The following is a 16,249-nucleotide window of genomic DNA, read 5'->3' on the forward strand; positions in this document are numbered from 1 at the left end:
GCCGGCCGGAAAACATGATTGTGTGATACGCTTTTTGATCCACGTCAAAGTTCCGAGACTTTGCATCTGTGAAAAGGGCGGCAACACTGCCACAAGACGGAGAGAGTCCGTGAGCGATTCCAACCCGGCCCCCAGCCTTTACGCCGCCAGAGAGCCGATCTTCCCGCGGCGCGTGTCCGGTAAGTTCCGCAACCTGAAATGGTACATCATGGCGGTGACGCTGGGGATCTACTACCTGACCCCTTGGATCCGCTGGGACCGGGGCCCCTCACTGCCGGACCAGGCGGTGCTTCTGGACCTGGCAAACCGCCGGTTCTACTTCTTCTGGATCGAGATATGGCCGCATGAGTTCTACTTCGTGGCGGGTCTTCTGATCATGGCCGGGCTTGGACTTTTCCTGTTCACCTCGGCGCTGGGCCGGGTCTGGTGCGGCTATGCCTGCCCGCAGACGGTCTGGACTGACCTGTTCATCCTGGTAGAGCGCTGGATCGAGGGCGACCGTAACGCCCGCCTGCGCCTGCACCGGCAGAAGAAATTGGATTTCCGCAAGGCGCGCCTGCGGGTCACCAAATGGACCGCTTGGTTCCTGATCGGCCTCGCAACCGGCGGTGCCTGGGTGTTCTATTTCGCCGATGCACCGACGCTGGCCTATGACCTGGTGACGCTGAACGCGCATCCCATTGCCTATTCCACCATGCTGATCCTGACCGCGACCACCTTCCTGTTTGGCGGCTTCGCGCGCGAGCAGATCTGCATCTACGCCTGCCCCTGGCCGCGCATCCAGGCGGCAATGATGGATGAGGACACGCTGACCGTCGGCTACCGCGAATGGCGGGGCGAGCCGCGCGGCAAGCTGAAAAAGGGTCAGGTGGCCGAAGGGCAGGGCGACTGCATTGACTGCATGGCCTGTGTCAACGTCTGCCCGGTGGGGATCGACATCCGCGACGGCCAGCAGATGGAATGCATCACCTGTGCTCTGTGCATCGACGCCTGCGACGACGTGATGGCCAAGATCGGCAAGCCGCGCGGCCTGATTGACTATATGGCGCTGTCGGACGAGACGCTGGAGCGCAGCGGTAACCCGCCCAAGAATATCTGGAAGCACATCCTGCGCCCGCGCACCATAATGTATACCAGCCTGTGGTCGCTGGTCGGTGTGGGCTTGCTGTTTGCGCTGTTCATCCGCTCCGATATTGAGCTGACCGTTGCACCGGAACGCAACCCGACCTTTGTAACGCTGTCGGACGGCTCGATCCGCAACACCTATGACGTGCGCCTGCGCAACAAGCATGGCGAGGACCGGGTGTTCAAACTGTCGATCAAGGGCGACCCGGCGATGCGTTTGCAATTGGAAGGCACCGTCTATCATTCGGTGAACGTGCCGGCGGATACCGCGCTGCTGCAGCGGGTCTATATCGTCTCTGCCAAAGGTTCGGCACCTTCGCAGGCCTCCAGCACTCCGGTTCGCATCTGGGTTGAGGATCTGATAAACGGGGAACGGGCCCACAAGGACACCAGCTTTAACGGCAAGGGGAACTGAGCCATGGCTAAGCGCGAACGCGAATTTACCGGCAAACACGCCATCCTGCTGTTCGGCGGTGCCTTTGCAGTGATCATCGGGGTGAACATCATTCTGGCGGTCAATGCGGTGAAAACCTTTCCGGGGCTTGAGGTAAAGAACTCCTATGTCGCCAGCCAGGAATTCGACCAGCGCCGTTCCGCACAGGAGGCGCTGGGCTGGTCGGTCTATGCGTCCTCGCAGGGCGATCAGGTCAAGCTGGAGATCACCGACGCCGACGGTTCCCCGGTGGAGGTTGCCAAACTGAGCGCAACGCTGGGCCGGGCAACCCATGTGCAGGATGACCAGAAACCGGAGTTCACCTTTGACGGCCAGGCCTATGTGGCACCGGCTGATCTTGGTCCGGGCAACTGGAACATCCGCATGGTGGCACGGGCCAAGGATGGCACCGAATTCACCCAGCGGGTGATCCTGCATGTGAAAGGCTAACCGCGATGACCGCGCAGCTCCGCCCCTCGCTGGCCGCCTGTCCCGCCTGTGTTGCCGCCCCGCATGACGGGGCAGAGCAGGCGCCAACCGAGGCACGGCTGGCGCTGTCCCTGCCTGGTATCCACTGCCAGGCCTGTATTTCGACAGTGGAGCGGGAGCTGAACGCCCATCCGGGCATCCATACGGCACGGGTTAACCTGACTCTGAAACGTGCGCTGATCGAGGCGGACCCGGACGTGCGCGCGGCGGATCTGATCCCGGTGCTGGAAAAGGCCGGCTTTGAGGCGCATGAACTGGATCTGGCGGCGCTGGCGGCCACTCAGAACGACAAGGCCGGGCGGGATCTCTTGATGCGGCTGGCTGTGGCCTTCTTCGCCTCGATGAACGTGATGCTGCTGTCGATCTCGGTCTGGTCCGGGGCGTCGGATGCAACCCGCGATATGTTCCACTGGATCTCCGCGGCGATCACTTTCCCTGCCATCATCTTCTCGGCCCAGCCCTTCTTTGCCAATGCCTGGACCGCGCTGCGGGTCGGGCGGCTGAACATGGATGTGCCGATTGTCCTGGCACTGGTGCTGGCGCTTGTCACATCCCTGTGGGAGACCTTCCTCTCGGGTGAGCACGCCTATTTTGATGCCGCGCTGACGCTCACGTTCTTCCTGCTGGCGGGCCGTTATCTCGATTACCGCACCCGCGCGGTGGCGCGCTCCGCGGCTGAGGAACTGGCAGCGCTCGAGGTGCCCCGTGCGATCCGGCTGCTGGACGGTGATGAATACGAGGTGCCGGTGGCGGACCTGGCCATCGGCGACCTGATCCTGGTGCGCCCGGGCGGGCGGATGCCAGTCGATGGCGAGATCGTTTCCGGCCAGTCGGAGCTTGACCGTTCCTTGCTGACCGGGGAAACCCTGCCGGTCTTTGCGGAACCCGGCCTCGCGGTTTCCGCAGGTGAAGTGAACCTCACCGGCCCGCTGACAATCCGCGCAACCGCGGTGGGGGAGGACACCTCGCTGCACCGCATGGCCGATCTGGTCGCCATCGCGGAATCCGGCCGTTCCCGCTACACGTCGCTCGCCGACGGTGCTGCCAAACTCTATGCGCCCGGGGTGCACATCCTGTCGGCGCTCGCCTTTGCCGGCTGGTACCTCTACACCTTCGACATCCGCACGGCGCTGAACATTGCCGCTGCGGTGCTGATCATCACCTGCCCCTGCGCGCTTGGCCTCGCGGTGCCTGCGGTAACCACGGCTGCCTCGGGCCGGCTGTTCAAAAAGGGCATGCTGATCAAACACGCCACCGCGCTGGAGCGGCTGGCAGAAGTGGACACTGTGGTCTTTGACAAGACCGGCACGCTGACCGCCGGCACCCCGGAAGTCACCAACCTGGGCGACCATGCCCGCGCAGATATTGAGATTGCCCTGGCGCTGGCCGAAGCCTCCTCGCACCCCTTGTCAGTTGCGCTCACCCGCGCCGCGCGGGCGGCCGGGGTCAAACCTGCTGCGGTGCAGGACATCACCGAGGTGCCCGGCTATGGCGCCGAAGGCCTGTACCGCGGTGCTCGCGTCCGGCTGGGCCGTGCGGCCTGGGTCGGCGCCGCGCAGGGCAGCCAGACAGCAGCATGGCTCGAGACCGGGGCAGGGGAGCCCAGGCCCTTCCTCTACACTGATGCCCTGCGCCCCGGCGCGGCGGAGGCTGTGGCGGCGCTGAAGGCGGCCGGCAAGGATGTGCTGCTGATTTCCGGCGATACCACCGGCGCGGTGGAGGACATGGCCGGCCGGCTGAACATTTCCAAATGGGTGGCGGAGGCGCTGCCTGCGGATAAATCCGCCCGGGTCCAGTTGCTGGCGGATCAGGGTCAAAAAGTGCTGATGGTCGGCGATGGTCTCAACGACACCGCGGCACTGGCGGCGGCGCATGTCTCCATCTCTCCGGCCTCGGCGCTCGACGCGGCGCGGGTCGCCTCCGACATCGTGCTGCTGGGGCAGGATCTTGAGCCCATAGCCGAGGCCTGCGGTGTGGCCCAGAAGGCCACCCGCCGCATCCGCGAAAACTTCCGCATTGCCACGCTCTACAACGTGATTGCCGTGCCGCTGGCGATCGCCGGACTGGCAACGCCCTTGATCGCTGCACTGGCGATGTCTACTTCCTCGATAACCGTTTCCCTTAACGCGCTGCGCCTGCGCTGAGCCCGCGCCCGCAATACTGGTACTGAGCTTATGAGTGTACTTGCCTACCTGATCCCGATTTCCCTGATCCTCGGCTCGGTGGGGCTTGCAGCCTTCTTCTACACGGTGCGGAGCAACCAGTATGACGACCCCGAAGGTGATGCCCGCCGTATCCTGAATGACGAGTGGGACGACAAGCCCAAGCCCTGACGACGGGCGGGAACGCCTGCTGGAAAGGATCAGCCGGGCAAGAAAAAGGCGCCTCCGCGGGCGCCTTTTCTGATTTGAGGTGTTGCCGGACTCAAGACGGGCCGATCGGTGCGCAGGTCACGTTGCGGGCGTTCAGGCGGCGGCAGGCCAGTTCTGCCTGCTCCTGGGTCATGCCCAGGAAGTTGGCCTCGAACCCGCGGCGGGTCTTGGCCACCTTGCGCAGGGTGCCGTCCAGCGTTTCCAGCTCCGCCAGCGCGGTGCGCAGCAGAACCTTCTCTGCCTGGTAGCGGCTTGTGTAGAGACCGACGTTGACCCCCCAGTACCGCCCGCCGGAGGTGGACAGCCGGGTCACCACAACTGGCTCCGGTTCCGGTGCGGTACCGGTCAGGCTGGCCGGGCGGGCCACCGGGCGCAATCCGGTAAAGGGAACCTTCTGCACGGCAGCAATGACGGCCGGAACGGCGTCCTCAACTGCAGGCTGGGGTTCCGCCTCCGCTTCCGCCAATGCAACCGCTATGCTTTCCCGCAACGCGTCCCCGCCAACGGCACCGTCCGCGCTGACGGTTTGCACGTTTTCGATCTGCTCCTCAGCGGTCTCTGCCTCTGCGGTTTCTGGGCCAGCCGCATCAGCCTGCGCAACGGCCTCCTCCAACGCGGTTCTTTCCGCGGGCGGCGTCTGCAGCGCTTCCTCCAGCGCCGCCACCAGCACCGGCGACTCGCTGGCACCCGGGCGGGTTTTCGGACGCAGGCTGGTGTTCACCTGGCCGCTCACCCGGATGGTCTTGCCCGCCACCCCGTGCGAGGGGCCGTCATCGGCGTCGGCAACTACCACATTGCCCGCACCCTGATAGGCAGGCCGTTGCGGCTTGCGCAGCGCGGCGCGCGACGGCGCCCGGCGGAAGCCGAGGTCCAGCAGTTCCGCGACCTTGGCATTGCGCGACACGGTGGATTTGCCGCCAAAGACGGTTGCGATGATCCGTTCGTTGCCGCGCTTGGCTGAGGCCACAAGGTTGAACCCGGCGGCTCGGGTGTAACCGGTCTTGATCCCGTCGGCACCTCGGTAGGCCGCCAGCAGGCGGCGGTTGGTATTGGGGACCTCACGGATGCCGGCGTGCGTCGAACGGCGTGAGAACAGGTTGTAGTACTCGGGATAATCGTACAGCAGGTGCCGCCCCAGCGTGGTCATGTCGCTGGCGGTCGACAGATGCCCGCTGGCGGTCAGGCCATGGGCGTTCTTGAAGGTCGTGCGGCTCATCCCCAGCGCCTTGGCGGTGCGGTTCATCCGGCGGGCAAAGGCGGCTTCGGAACCCGACAGGGTCTCGCCGATGGCGGTGGCCGCGTCATTGGCGGATTTCACCGCGGCGGCGCGGATCAGGTAGCGGAAGGCAATTTTCTGACCGGACTTCAGCCCCAGTTTCGACGGCGGCTCGGCGGCTGCATTGCGGCTGATCCGGACTTTGGTATCCAGCGTGATCTCGCCGTTCCGCACTGCTTCGAATGCAATGTAGAGCGTCATCATCTTGGTCAGCGATGCCGGGTGCAGCCGGGTGTCGGCATTGCGCGAATGCAATACCTCGCCGGTTCGGGCGTCGATGACCATCGCTGCATAGGGCGCGGCTGCGGCCCGCTGCGGCTGCAACGCCAGCGTAAAGACTGCCAAGAGAAAGACCGCGGCTGCCCATAGGAACCGGGTACGGGAATACCGGCCTGACGCCGGTTTGACCTGCGTGATCACTGCCATGTTTGCCTCGTGCCGCCGGTTTTCCGGCTGACGTTTTTGCCTGTGTGCAAAAGCGTAACACAGGGTTTACGAGGAATAAACAGCGGCGCCGGCACGCAGTCAGGCGCTTCGGCCGAAGTGTGCCGGCATGTTGTGTGTGGGCGTTGCCTGACCGCTAAATCCGGCAAGTCCTAACGAAAGGTTATCAAAAAAAGTTGCCGTTGCATCGGGGCGCGGGCAGCTTAAGCCCGGGTTGACAGGCCTTCTGTTCAGAATTCCGGTCAACCAGCGTGAAAATTGGTGACATAAAACGGGGTGGAATAGCTCAGGCCAAGCGAGAATTCGCAGGGCTGAAGCAGCCGCGCCTTGATGCGGGATTCGAGATCCGCCAGCAGCGCCTTTGAAAACGCCTCATCCCGGTGCGGCTTGGTCAGCAGGGCGACGCTGACGGTGATATGGGTGTGGTGATACCGGTCCGTGGGGTAGGCACGGCCCTTGCAGGCACCCGCACCGCCGTCGTGTTCCAGTATCACCGCTTCGATTTCAGCGAGAATGGCTTCTGCATCGAGATCCAGATCGCTGGAGAATTTCAGTTCTGCGTGCGGCATGTGTCCGGGGCTCCCTTGGCGTTTGCCAAAGGGATAGCGCCGCTCAGCCCAGGCTGTCCACCAGATCCGCCAGCCCGCCCAGATCGGCAATCTCCGTGTAGCGCGGGCTATGCGCTGGCGCTTCGGCATGCTCCACCTCCCAGACCAGCCCATGCGGCACATAGGTGCCCCAGCCTCCGGCCTCGATCGGCGCCACCACATCAGAGCGCATGGAGTTACCAACCATCATCGCACGATCTGCACCGTCGCCATGGCGTGCGAAGATGTCCCGGTACACATCCGGTGTCTTCTCGGACACCACCTCAACCCCGTCAAACAGCTCCCCAAGGCCTGACTGAGCCAGCTTGCGCTCCTGATCCAGCAGGTCGCCCTTGGTGATCAGCACCACCTTGTAGCGCCCTGCCACAGCCTCCACCGCTTCCCGCGCATGCGGCAGCAGCTCGATCGGATAAGACAGCATCATCTGTCCCGCGGTGATCAGCTCCTTGATCACGGCCGCGGGCACCCGCTCACCGGTCACTTCGATCGCAGTTTCGATCATCGACAGGGTGAAGCCCTTCACCCCGTAGCCATAGCGCCCGAGGTTGCGTTTTTCGGCGTCCAGCAGCTGCCGTTCCAGCTGCTCCGGCCCAATGTCCGCGGGGGTGTGATCCTGCAGCAATTCGGCAAACCGTTCCTGCGTGACGCGGAAGAACCGTTCATTGTGCCAGAGGGTATCGTCGGCATCAAAGCCGATTGTTGTCAAATTAGGTGTCAATCTGCGGGTCTCAGTCTCTTTTCCTGAACAGCTAAGAGGCTATATAAGCGTCACAGGAAATTCCATGCACCACTGGATCAAATTGCTCATGCCGCTGCAGCCCTTGATGATGACTGATCATTCAGACGACGACACGGAATCCGGCGTCCTCACCAAGACACGGCCCAAGACCAAGCGCCCGCCGCGCTACAAGGTGCTGCTGCTGAATGACGACTACACCCCGATGGAATTCGTGGTGATGGTGCTGGAACGCTTCTTTGGCATGACCCATGCACAGGCGTTTGAAATCATGCTGACGGTGCACAAGAAGGGCGTTGCGGTGGTCGGTGTGTTCAGCCATGAGGTGGCGGAAACCAAGGTCGGCCAGGTGATGGATTTCGCCCGCCGCCACCAGCACCCGCTGCAGTGCACCATGGAAAAAGAAGAATAAAGAGGCCCTTAGATGTCTGTACGCTTGTCACTGGCCGCCCAATCGGGCGGCTTTGCTGTTCCGCCTGAGGGCCGCATCGCCGTCTTCCATCCGCGCAGCGAGCATGATCTGTCGGCCCTGCCCAAGGATCAGGTCTTGGTCATCCAGCCGTTCCGCCCGGACCATGATCACTTCGCCGCCCAAGGCTACGCCTGCGCCCCGTCTCTGGAGGCAGGCGCGGACTATGCCGCTGCCGTCGTCTTCCTGCCGCGGGCCAAGGCGCTGGCCCGGATGCTGGTGGCGCAGGCTGCTGCCGCGACCCATGGTCAGGTGCTGATCGACGGCGCCAAGACCGAAGGCATTGATTCGCTCCTGAAGGACCTGCGCAAGCGCTGCACACCCTCGGCGCCGGTCTCCAAGGCGCATGGCAAGATTTTCTGGATCGAAGGCGGCACTGATCTGTCCGATTGGCTGCCCGAAGGGCCGCAGCAGGTCGAAGGCTTCATCACCGCTCCCGGCGTGTTCTCCGCAGATGGCATCGACCCGGCCTCCCGGATGCTGGCCGCAGCGCTGCCGCAAAAGCTGGGCCGCTGCGTCGCCGACCTGGGGGCAGGCTGGGGCTATCTCTCGGCGCAGGTGCTGAAGCGCGAGGGCGTCGAGGAGCTGCATCTGGTGGAGGCCGACCATGCCGCGCTGGCCTGCGCCCGCCTGAATGCCGCCGATCCGCGGGCGCATTTCCATTGGTCTGACGCCCGCAGCTGGAAGGCGCCGGGCGTGGTGAACACCGTGGTGATGAACCCGCCGTTCCACACCGGCCGCGCGGCAGAACCGTCGCTGGGGCAGGCCTTCATCGGCGCCGCGGCCTCCATGCTGGCCGCCAGCGGCAGCCTGTGGATGGTGGCAAACCGGCACCTGCCCTACGAGACTGCACTGGCCGAACGGTTCGCCCAGGTACGCGAGGAGGGTGGCGACAACCGCTTCAAGATCCTGCATGCGGCCAAGCCGAAGCGCGGGCGCAAGTAACCGCGGACCCGGCGCAATGGCGGTTTCCAAACCGGCAGGCGCGGTCTAACGTGCGGGCCAAATGCTATAGGGGAGCACCCTTTCATGTCCTTTTCCATTTCCGGCAAAACCGCCATCGTGACCGGTGCCGCCAGCGGCATCGGCCTTGCGATCGGCAAGCAGTTTGCCGATGCTGGCGCCAATGTGATGTTTGCGGATACGCATGAGGCTCAGCTGGTCGATGAGCTTGGCGAACAGGCCGACGAGAGCAACATCCGCTATTTTGCCGGCGATCTGCGCGAGCGTCTGACCATTGCCAACCTGCTGTCAGCCACCATTGACGCATTTGACGATATCGACATTCTGGTCAATGGCGCCCGCCAGGTTGTGGCAACCGATGCGCTGGACCCGCAGGATGAAACTCTTGATCAGCTTTTGAACCAAAGCCTGCTGCCGTCGGTGCGCCTGTCGCAGCAGGTGGCAAAACGGATGATCAAGCAGGGGGAGGAACGCGAGGGTGACGGCCCGTTGGGCAGCATCATCAACCTTTCTTCCATCGCCGCCCGCCGCACCCACCCGGAGCTGATGGCCTATTCCGTGGCCTCTGCCGCACTGGATCAGGCAACCCGCTCCCTGGCTGTAGCGCTGGCGCCGCACCGGATCCGCGTGAACTCCATCGCCTTCGGGTCCGTGATGAGCGCCTCGATGCAGGCGACACTCAAGGAAAACCGCAGCTTCCGGCAGGATATCGAGGCGCACACCCCGTTGGGTCGGGTCGCCTCTCCCACCGAACTCACCCAGACCGCCCAGTATCTCGCCTCCGACGCCTCCGGCTTCATGACCGGGCAGGTTCTGACACTGGACGGCGGCCGTACTTTGCTGGACCCGGTGTCCGCGCCGATGCACTGATTGGAAAGACCTGTGACTGCTGAAATGAAAGACGAGAAGGCCCAGGCGGCTGCCTGGTTCCGGGAATTGCGCGACCAGATCGTTGCGGCCTTTGAGGTGCTGGAGGACACCCACAGCGAAGGCCCGTTCGCGGATATGGAGCCGGGCCGGTTCGAAGTGACGGAAACCAAGCGGACCTCGGACGACGGTTCCGACGCCGGCGGCGGGCTGATGAGCGTGATGCGCGGCGGACGGGTGTTCGAGAAGGTCGGCGTCAACATCTCCGAGGTCTACGGCACCCTGGGCGAACGCGCCCAAGCCGCGATGGCGGCGCGCAAGGGCATTCCGGGCATGAGGGACGACCCTAGGTTCTGGGCCTCCGGCATCTCGCTGGTCGCCCATATGCGCAATCCGCATGTGCCCGCCGTGCACATGAACACCCGCATGTTCTGGACCCCGCACGCCTGGTGGTTTGGCGGCGGCTCGGACCTGAACCCTTGCATCGAATACGCAGAAGACACAGCGCATTTTCATGGAGCCCAGAAACAGCATTTGGACCCGCACGGCGCAGAGCTCTACCCGCGGCTCAAAGAATGGGCGGATGAGTATTTCTACATCCCCCACCGCAAGCGCGCCCGCGGGGTGGGCGGCATCTTCATGGATGACCAGAACTCTGGTAACTGGGCCGCGGATTTTGCCCTGACCCGGGACATCGGCCGCGCTTTCCTGCCGGCCTTCGTGCCGCTGGTCGAAAAGCGCCGGGTGCAGGACTTTGACGAGGCGGACAAGGACGCCCAGCTGATCCACCGCGGCCTCTATGCGGAATACAATCTTGTTTATGACCGCGGGACCAAGTTCGGTCTGGAAACCGGCCATGACGCCAACGCGGTTCTGATGAGCCTGCCGCCTCTGGCCAAATGGGTCTGAACCGCAGGCAGCCCAGAAGCTGACAACGCGCCGTTTAAAAGCGGCGCGTTTTTTCTTGCGGCGGATTTACGCTGATCCGAACCCTTTGGGGCGCGACATTGCGCCGCCCTGCGCTAAGATGAAACGCAACAGGCAAAGAAAAGAGCAGCATTCACACAGCGAGGCAGGGAGCACATCACATGCGCAGACTGGTTCTTGGGGCATTGGCACTGGCATTGGCGGCGGGCTGCGGCGGGCCGCCGGAGAGGGACACCAGCACCCCGGCAGTCACCCGCACCGAACCGGCCAATTCGCGGCTTGCCGGGCTCTCCACCTATCCCCGCTTCGGCGACCGCGACCCGCATGACTGGGAAGGGCGCAAACCCTGGTCCTACCCGGTGCACGGCATCGACGTCTCGCGCTATCAGGGTACCATCGACTGGAACAAGGTGCGCCGCTCCGGCGTGTCCTTTGCCTATATCAAGGCAACCGAAGGCGGCGACCACACAGACGCCAAGTTCCGCGAAAACTGGCGCGCCGCGCGTGCCGCGGGGCTGAAACGCGGCGCCTACCACTATTACTACTTCTGCCGCCCGGCAGCGGAGCAGGCGCGCTGGTTCATCCGCAATGTGCCCAAGGACGCAAACGCGCTGCCGCCGGTGCTGGACATGGAGTGGAACCACCGCTCCCGCACCTGCACCACCCGGCCAGGCGGTGCCAAAGTGCGGGCGGAGGCGCGCAAGTTCCTGAACATCCTGGAACGCCACTACGGCAAGCGCCCGGTTGTCTACACCACGGTGGATTTCTACCGCGACACCGGCATCGGCAGTCTTGGCGGCACCGAGTTCTGGCTGCGCTCCGTCGCGGGCCACCCGCAAAAGGTCTACCCGGGCAAGGCCTGGAGCTTCTGGCAGTATTCCGGTACCGGCGAGGTGCCCGGGATTGCGGGCGACGTCGATCTCAACACCTTCCGCGGCAGCCCCGAAAGCTGGCTGAGGTGGTCCGGGCAGATCTGACGCCGGGCAGGGGGCTTTGCCCCCTCGCGCCCTGGGCGCTCACCCCCTGGATATTTTCAGCCGGATGAAGAGCGGATCCTTAATTCATCTGGCCCCAAATATCCCGGAGCGCGAGGCAGCGCCTCGCTTCAGGCCTTCCAGTCGAAGAAGCCCTTGCCGGCCTTCTCCAGCAGCTTGGCCGCCATCTCCCGGCCCAGCTCCGCACCGTCCTCGACTGCACAGGTCTGGTCGTCACTGATCGCCTCCGACCCGTCCGGCCGCAGCACCTCGCCGCGCAGGCGCAGGGTGGTGCCGTCCAGCTCCGCCAGCCCCGCAATCGGCGTCTCGCAGGAACCATCAAGCGCCGCCAGGAACGCCCGTTCCGCCGCCAGGCGCTGACCCGTCTCATGGTCATGGATCGCCGCCAGCATATCACCCGCGCGGCTGTCGTCCACGCGCCGCTCGATGCCGATGGCGCCCTGCGCCACCGCGGGCAGCATGTCGCTGGTCTCAATCGCGGTGGCAGGCACATCGTCCATCGCCAGACGGTTCAGGCCCGCCATCGCCAGGAAGGTGCACTCCGCCACGCCCTCGGACAGTTTGCGCAGGCGGGTCTGCACATTGCCGCGGAACTCCACCACCTTCAGGTCCGGGCGGCGATTGAGCAGCTGCGCCCGGCGGCGCAGCGATGAGGTGCCGACCACGGCGCCCTCCGCCAGATCATGCAAGGACTTCAGCGCAGGGGAAATGAACGCATCCCGCACGTCCTCGCGCGGCAGATAGGTGTCCAGCGCCAGCCCCTCCGGCTGCGCGACCGGCATGTCCTTCATCGAATGCACCGCGATGTCGATGGCACCCGACAACAGGTCCTCTTCGATTTCCTTGGTGAACAGCCCCTTGCCGCCCAATTCCTTCAGCGGCTTGTCCGCCGCAATCAGCGCCTGATTGTCGCCAGTGGTCTTGATCACCACAATCTCGAACGCCTCCAGCGGCAGATCAAAGGCCGCGGCAAGGCGCGCGCGGGTCTCATACGCCTGGGCCAGCGCCAGCGGCGATCCGCGGGTGCCAATCTTCAGGGGCGAAGCGGGGGAGGGCAGGGTCAGTGTCATGCAGAAAGCCATAAATCAGTTTGCATCCCGGAGGAAACCGGTTTTTGCGCATCTCCCACGGGCCGGGCGCGCGGGCTTTGACATAGGACAAGGCGCAACCGCGCCGGGCGCGGCACATCGCCCCTGCTCTTGACATTCCGCCTCTCAGGCATGACCTCAGGAGCCAGCTGACAAAGAGGATGACCATGGCCGGACAAAAGAAGCTGCTGCGCGCATTGGCGGGTGAGAAACAGGATGTGCCGCCGATCTGGATGATGCGCCAGGCGGGCCGCTACCTGCCGGAATACCGCGCCACGCGGGCTGAGGCCGGGGATTTCCTGTCGCTCTGCTATAATTCCGATCTGGCTGCCGAAGTAACGCTGCAGCCGATCCGCCGCTACGGCTTTGATGCGGCGATCCTGTTTGCCGACATCCTGCTGATCCCGCAGGCGCTGGGCGCCGACCTGTGGTTCGTGACCGGCGAAGGCCCGCGGCTGTCGACCATCACCACCGAGGCGGATTTTGCCAAGCTGGGTCCGGCCTCCGACATCCACGAGACGCTGAACCCGATTTACGAAACCATTCGCATCCTGTCGCGCGAGCTGCCGTCCGAAACGACGCTGATTGGCTTTGCCGGCGCACCTTGGACCGTAGCAACCTACATGATCGCTGGCCGCGGCACCCCGGACCAGGGGCCCGCCCACGCCTTGCGTGAAGAAAACACCGCCCTGTTCGAAGCACTTCTGGCGCGCATTACCGAGGCGACCATCGACTACCTTTCCAAGCAGATCGAGGCCGGCGCCGAAGTGGTCAAGATATTCGACAGCTGGGCCGGCTCGCTGAAGGGCGAGGCGTTCCGGAAATACGCGCTGGAACCCTGCCGCCAGATCACCGCAGCGCTGAAGGAGCGCCACCCGGGCATCCCCGTTATCGGTTTCCCGCGCGAAGCGGGTGAAAAATACGTGGGTTTTGCCAAGGCGACCGGCGTCGACTGCGTGGCGCTCGACAACGCGGTTGATCCGGCCTGGGCTGCCGCCAATCTGCAGGTGGACGGCTGCGTGCAGGGCAACCTCGCCTCCCGCCACATGGTGACCGGCGGGCAGGAACTGGTGGACGAGACCCGCCGCATCGTCGAGGCCTTCAGGAACGGCCCGCACATCTTCAACCTGGGCCACGGCATCACCCCGGATGCCAATCCGGACAACGTGCAGCTGATGATCGACACCGTCCGCAACGGCTGATCTTGTGTTAGCCTGAAAGATGCGGCAATAGCCGCATCTTCGGATACATCGAGAGGTCTCACGATGGACTACAGCAGAATGGGCGGCGCCCGCATGGGCAGCAACAAGCCCCGCCACGCGGAACATAACGCCAAGGGCACCAAGAAGAACCCTTTTGGCAAGCAGGCGGACAAGACCGAACTGCTCAAGCGGATGAAAGCTGCGGCTGAAAAGGCCAAGAAAGAAGACTGACCCTACTTCCGGGCCAGTTCTGCCAGGATTTCCTCCGTGTGCTGGCCGCGCCGGGGGATCTCCGGCGGTGTCCATTCCGGCTGGCTGGAAAACCGCGGGGCAGGGGCGGCTTGCAGCACACCGTCTGCCTCCACCCAGGTGCCGCGCGCATTCATTGGATGCGCCATTGCCTCCTCCGGGTTCAGCACCGGGGCCACACAGGCATCTGATCCCTCGAACAGCGCCGCCCAGTGATCGCGCGGCTGGCTGGCAAAGATTCCGGCCAGGCGGCCGGTCAGCGTGGGCCAAAGCGCCTTGTTGAACTGCTGCTGGAACTCGGGATCCTTCGACAGCCCCAGCTTCTCCAGAAACAGCGTATAGAACTTCGGCTCCAGGCATTGCACGGAAACATAGCCGCCATCGGCACAGGCATAGGTGCGGCACCAATGCGGCCCGTCTAGCAGGTTTGCTCCACGTGTGACGCCAAAGTTCCCGGCCTGGCGGATGCTCATCAGCAGGTTCATCATATGGGCTGACCCGTCATAGATCGCGGCATCCACCACGCAGCCCTCGCCGGTGGATTTCGCCTTGAGAAGACCTGCCAGCATGCCCGCCACCAGATACATCGCGCCGCCGCCGATATCGCCGACCAGCGTGGCGGGTGTCAGTGGCGCATCGCCTGGGTTCGAGGTGTACCACAGCGCGCCGGACAGCGAGATGTAATTGAGGTCATGTCCCGCTGCATGGGCCTGCGGGCTGTCCTGGCCCCAGCCCGTCATCCGGCCATAGACCAGGCCCGGGTTCACTGCATGGCACTCTGCCGGACCGAGCTCCAGCCGCTCCATCACGCCAGGACGGAAACCCTCGATCAGCCCATGTGCGTTTTTGGCAAGTTTCAGGAATGTTTTGGCGCCGTCCGGGTCCTTCAGGTCCAGCATTACCGACCGCTTGCCGCGGTCCAGCAGCGAGGTTTCAGGCATTCCCGGTGCACGGGCCGGTGTACGGGCGGTGTACGGCCGGTGCACGCAGATAACCTCCGCCCCGAGGTCCGCCAGTGTCATCGCGGCAAAGGGGCCAGGACCCAGCCCTTCAACTTCCAGAATGCGGATCCCTTGCAGCATATGGTGCCCCTGTTTGCGGTGTTCGGTTCCGGCCAGTCTGCGGCGGCTCAGGCGTTTCGGGCAAGCTGCTGGCGGAATTTCCGTGGCGGCATTCCGGTGCCATTGGCAAAGACCCGGCTGAAATGGGCGGGATCGTTGAAGCCCAGCTCATAGGCGATCTGAGCGGCGGTCAGGTTTGTGTAGATCAGCAGCCGCCGTGCCTCGCGCAGAACGCGGGCCTTGATCAGCGCAGAGGCAGCCTGCCCGGTTGCCTGATGGGCAATGCGATTGAGATGGGTGGCGGAAACGGCCAGTTCGCCGGCATAATCCGCAAGCGTGCGGCGCTGGCGGAAATCGCGCTCCACCAGTGCCTCAAAGCGTGCAAATAAGGGGCTGGCCAGCGAATGTGACGCTGCATCCTGATCGTCGGCAATGGCGCGCGCCGCCGCAGCGGTGAGTGAAAGCGCCAGCCCACGCAGCATCTGGGCGTGGCCAAAGTCCCGGCAGCCGTATTCACGGTAGAGCTGCTCTGCAAGGTTTTGCAATCCGGCAGGCAGCGGCAGCACAGCGGGCAGGTCCAGTCGCGCGCGTAGCCCCTCACTTGGAAACAGGTTCTGATCCAGGAACTCAGAAGCGAGGGTCATGACCCAGCCTGAGGTGCAGGGGCCAAAACTGAAGCCATGCACCACGCCGCGGGGCACATTGACCAGGCAAGGCGGGGCAAGGGAATGGCTGATTCCGTCAATTTCAGCCCTGCCGCCGCCTTCGCTCAGAAGCAAAAGCTGATGCAGCCGCGCGTGACGGTGCGGCCGCAATTCCCAGTCGTGCAGCTCAGAACGGGCTCGGATCGTCTCAATATGCAGCACATCGGCCAGTTCGGCTGTTTCGCCGAACAAGTTGTAGCTATCTATCCGAGGTTTGGGCGTCATGTTCGAAATGTACAGG

Annotated in this window: 17 protein-coding genes; 11 read left to right on the forward strand and 6 right to left on the reverse strand. The window is 64.1% G+C overall.

The annotated features are described in order from the left end of the window. Positions 1-109 precede the first annotated feature (109 nt). Genes ccoG through ccoS form a run of 4 tightly spaced genes read left to right on the forward strand, consistent with a single transcriptional unit; the run spans position 110 to position 4,380 of the window. Positions 110-1,540 carry a cytochrome c oxidase accessory protein CcoG gene (gene ccoG / locus RA24_RS11640; protein ID WP_029204910.1) on the forward strand — a complete coding sequence of 477 codons (1,431 nt, stop codon included), beginning with the start codon at positions 110-112 and terminating at the stop codon, positions 1,538-1,540. A 3-nt stretch (positions 1,541-1,543) separates the two neighbouring features. After that, on the forward strand, positions 1,544-2,008 hold the full coding sequence (locus RA24_RS11645; protein ID WP_039191638.1) for a FixH family protein: 465 nt from the start codon (positions 1,544-1,546) through the stop codon (positions 2,006-2,008). Between the two features lie 5 nt (positions 2,009-2,013). Then, positions 2,014-4,191 (forward strand): heavy metal translocating P-type ATPase, encoded by a 2,178-nt coding sequence (locus RA24_RS11650; protein WP_039191641.1) that lies wholly within the window; start codon positions 2,014-2,016, stop codon positions 4,189-4,191. A gap of 30 nt (positions 4,192-4,221) precedes the next feature. Next, positions 4,222-4,380: a cbb3-type cytochrome oxidase assembly protein CcoS gene (gene ccoS / locus RA24_RS11655; protein ID WP_019297180.1), complete on the forward strand. Its 159-nt coding sequence runs from the start codon at positions 4,222-4,224 to the stop codon at positions 4,378-4,380. A 91-nt stretch (positions 4,381-4,471) separates the two neighbouring features. On the opposite strand, the gene RA24_RS11660 is transcribed toward ccoS, so the two are convergent. The 3 genes from RA24_RS11660 to RA24_RS11670 all read right to left on the reverse strand — a co-directional run bounded on the left by RA24_RS11660 (position 4,472) and on the right by RA24_RS11670 (position 7,465). Beyond that, complete coding sequence (locus tag RA24_RS11660; RefSeq protein ID WP_039191645.1) at positions 4,472-6,121, reverse strand: D-alanyl-D-alanine carboxypeptidase family protein; 1,650 nt, start codon at positions 6,119-6,121, stop codon at positions 4,472-4,474. A 260-nt stretch (positions 6,122-6,381) separates the two neighbouring features. Further along, entirely contained in the window at positions 6,382-6,708 is a 327-nt protein-coding gene (locus RA24_RS11665) for a hypothetical protein (RefSeq protein ID WP_019297178.1), read from the reverse strand. A gap of 43 nt (positions 6,709-6,751) precedes the next feature. After that, positions 6,752-7,465: an HAD family hydrolase gene (locus tag RA24_RS11670; RefSeq protein WP_036762323.1), complete on the reverse strand. Its 714-nt coding sequence runs from the start codon at positions 7,463-7,465 to the stop codon at positions 6,752-6,754. Positions 7,466-7,571: 106 nt separating this feature from the next. On the opposite strand from RA24_RS11670, the gene clpS reads away from it, so the two are divergent. From clpS to RA24_RS11695, 5 genes are all read left to right on the forward strand, one after another. After that, positions 7,572-7,895, forward strand: coding sequence for an ATP-dependent Clp protease adapter ClpS (gene clpS, locus RA24_RS11675; RefSeq protein WP_036762377.1), 324 nt, complete (start codon positions 7,572-7,574; stop codon positions 7,893-7,895). A gap of 12 nt (positions 7,896-7,907) precedes the next feature. Then, a complete protein-coding gene (locus tag RA24_RS11680; RefSeq protein ID WP_039191648.1) occupies positions 7,908-8,897 on the forward strand; it encodes a methyltransferase in 990 nt (329 codons plus the stop codon). Between the two features lie 84 nt (positions 8,898-8,981). Then, positions 8,982-9,785 carry an SDR family NAD(P)-dependent oxidoreductase gene (locus tag RA24_RS11685; protein WP_019297174.1) on the forward strand — a complete coding sequence of 268 codons (804 nt, stop codon included), beginning with the start codon at positions 8,982-8,984 and terminating at the stop codon, positions 9,783-9,785. 24 nt (positions 9,786-9,809) lie between these two features. After that, a complete protein-coding gene (gene hemF / locus RA24_RS11690) occupies positions 9,810-10,691 on the forward strand; it encodes an oxygen-dependent coproporphyrinogen oxidase (protein ID WP_446720212.1) in 882 nt (293 codons plus the stop codon). A 179-nt stretch (positions 10,692-10,870) separates the two neighbouring features. Further along, positions 10,871-11,686, forward strand: a complete 816-nt coding sequence (locus tag RA24_RS11695) for a glycoside hydrolase family 25 protein (protein WP_019297172.1) — start codon at positions 10,871-10,873, stop codon at positions 11,684-11,686. Between the two features lie 128 nt (positions 11,687-11,814). Here RA24_RS11695 and hemC read toward each other — a convergent pair whose 3' ends face one another. Continuing rightward, the gene (gene hemC, locus RA24_RS11700) at positions 11,815-12,774 is read right to left on the reverse strand and encodes a hydroxymethylbilane synthase (RefSeq protein ID WP_039191807.1); all 960 of its coding nucleotides are present in this window, start codon (positions 12,772-12,774) and stop codon (positions 11,815-11,817) included. A 185-nt stretch (positions 12,775-12,959) separates the two neighbouring features. Here hemC and hemE point away from each other — a divergent pair, with 185 nt between their 5' ends. Together hemE and RA24_RS22510 are read left to right on the forward strand one after the other, a co-directional pair. Beyond that, a complete protein-coding gene (gene hemE / locus RA24_RS11705; protein ID WP_029204907.1) occupies positions 12,960-13,994 on the forward strand; it encodes a uroporphyrinogen decarboxylase in 1,035 nt (344 codons plus the stop codon). Between the two features lie 63 nt (positions 13,995-14,057). Further along, a complete protein-coding gene (locus RA24_RS22510; RefSeq protein ID WP_019297169.1) occupies positions 14,058-14,225 on the forward strand; it encodes a hypothetical protein in 168 nt (55 codons plus the stop codon). 2 nt (positions 14,226-14,227) lie between these two features. On the opposite strand, the gene RA24_RS11715 is transcribed toward RA24_RS22510, so the two are convergent. Beyond that, complete coding sequence (locus RA24_RS11715; protein ID WP_039191654.1) at positions 14,228-15,325, reverse strand: CaiB/BaiF CoA transferase family protein; 1,098 nt, start codon at positions 15,323-15,325, stop codon at positions 14,228-14,230. A gap of 47 nt (positions 15,326-15,372) precedes the next feature. After that, positions 15,373-16,233 carry a helix-turn-helix domain-containing protein gene (locus tag RA24_RS11720; protein ID WP_039191809.1) on the reverse strand — a complete coding sequence of 287 codons (861 nt, stop codon included), beginning with the start codon at positions 16,231-16,233 and terminating at the stop codon, positions 15,373-15,375. Positions 16,234-16,249 lie beyond the last annotated feature (16 nt).

This window comes from Leisingera sp. ANG-M6, from assembly GCF_000813905.1.
In the GTDB taxonomy this organism is placed as follows: Bacteria; Pseudomonadota; Alphaproteobacteria; order Rhodobacterales; family Rhodobacteraceae; genus Leisingera.

Coding starts and splice junctions, on each gene's coding strand:
- RA24_RS11645 (WP_039191638.1), top strand. CDS start 1,544: ATGGCTAAGCGCGAACGCGAATTTACCGGCAAACACGCCATCCTGCTG.
- RA24_RS11650 (WP_039191641.1), top strand. CDS start 2,014: ATGACCGCGCAGCTCCGCCCCTCGCTGGCCGCCTGTCCCGCCTGTGTT.
- ccoS (WP_019297180.1), top strand. CDS start 4,222: ATGAGTGTACTTGCCTACCTGATCCCGATTTCCCTGATCCTCGGCTCG.
- RA24_RS11660 (WP_039191645.1), bottom strand. CDS start 6,121: ATGGCAGTGATCACGCAGGTCAAACCGGCGTCAGGCCGGTATTCCCGT.
- RA24_RS11665 (WP_019297178.1), bottom strand. CDS start 6,708: ATGCCGCACGCAGAACTGAAATTCTCCAGCGATCTGGATCTCGATGCA.
- clpS (WP_036762377.1), top strand. CDS start 7,572: ATGATGACTGATCATTCAGACGACGACACGGAATCCGGCGTCCTCACC.
- RA24_RS11680 (WP_039191648.1), top strand. CDS start 7,908: ATGTCTGTACGCTTGTCACTGGCCGCCCAATCGGGCGGCTTTGCTGTT.
- RA24_RS11685 (WP_019297174.1), top strand. CDS start 8,982: ATGTCCTTTTCCATTTCCGGCAAAACCGCCATCGTGACCGGTGCCGCC.
- hemF (WP_446720212.1), top strand. CDS start 9,810: ATGAAAGACGAGAAGGCCCAGGCGGCTGCCTGGTTCCGGGAATTGCGC.
- RA24_RS11695 (WP_019297172.1), top strand. CDS start 10,871: ATGCGCAGACTGGTTCTTGGGGCATTGGCACTGGCATTGGCGGCGGGC.
- hemC (WP_039191807.1), bottom strand. CDS start 12,774: ATGACACTGACCCTGCCCTCCCCCGCTTCGCCCCTGAAGATTGGCACC.
- hemE (WP_029204907.1), top strand. CDS start 12,960: ATGGCCGGACAAAAGAAGCTGCTGCGCGCATTGGCGGGTGAGAAACAG.
- RA24_RS22510 (WP_019297169.1), top strand. CDS start 14,058: ATGGACTACAGCAGAATGGGCGGCGCCCGCATGGGCAGCAACAAGCCC.
- RA24_RS11715 (WP_039191654.1), bottom strand. CDS start 15,325: ATGCTGCAAGGGATCCGCATTCTGGAAGTTGAAGGGCTGGGTCCTGGC.
- RA24_RS11720 (WP_039191809.1), bottom strand. CDS start 16,233: ATGACGCCCAAACCTCGGATAGATAGCTACAACTTGTTCGGCGAAACA.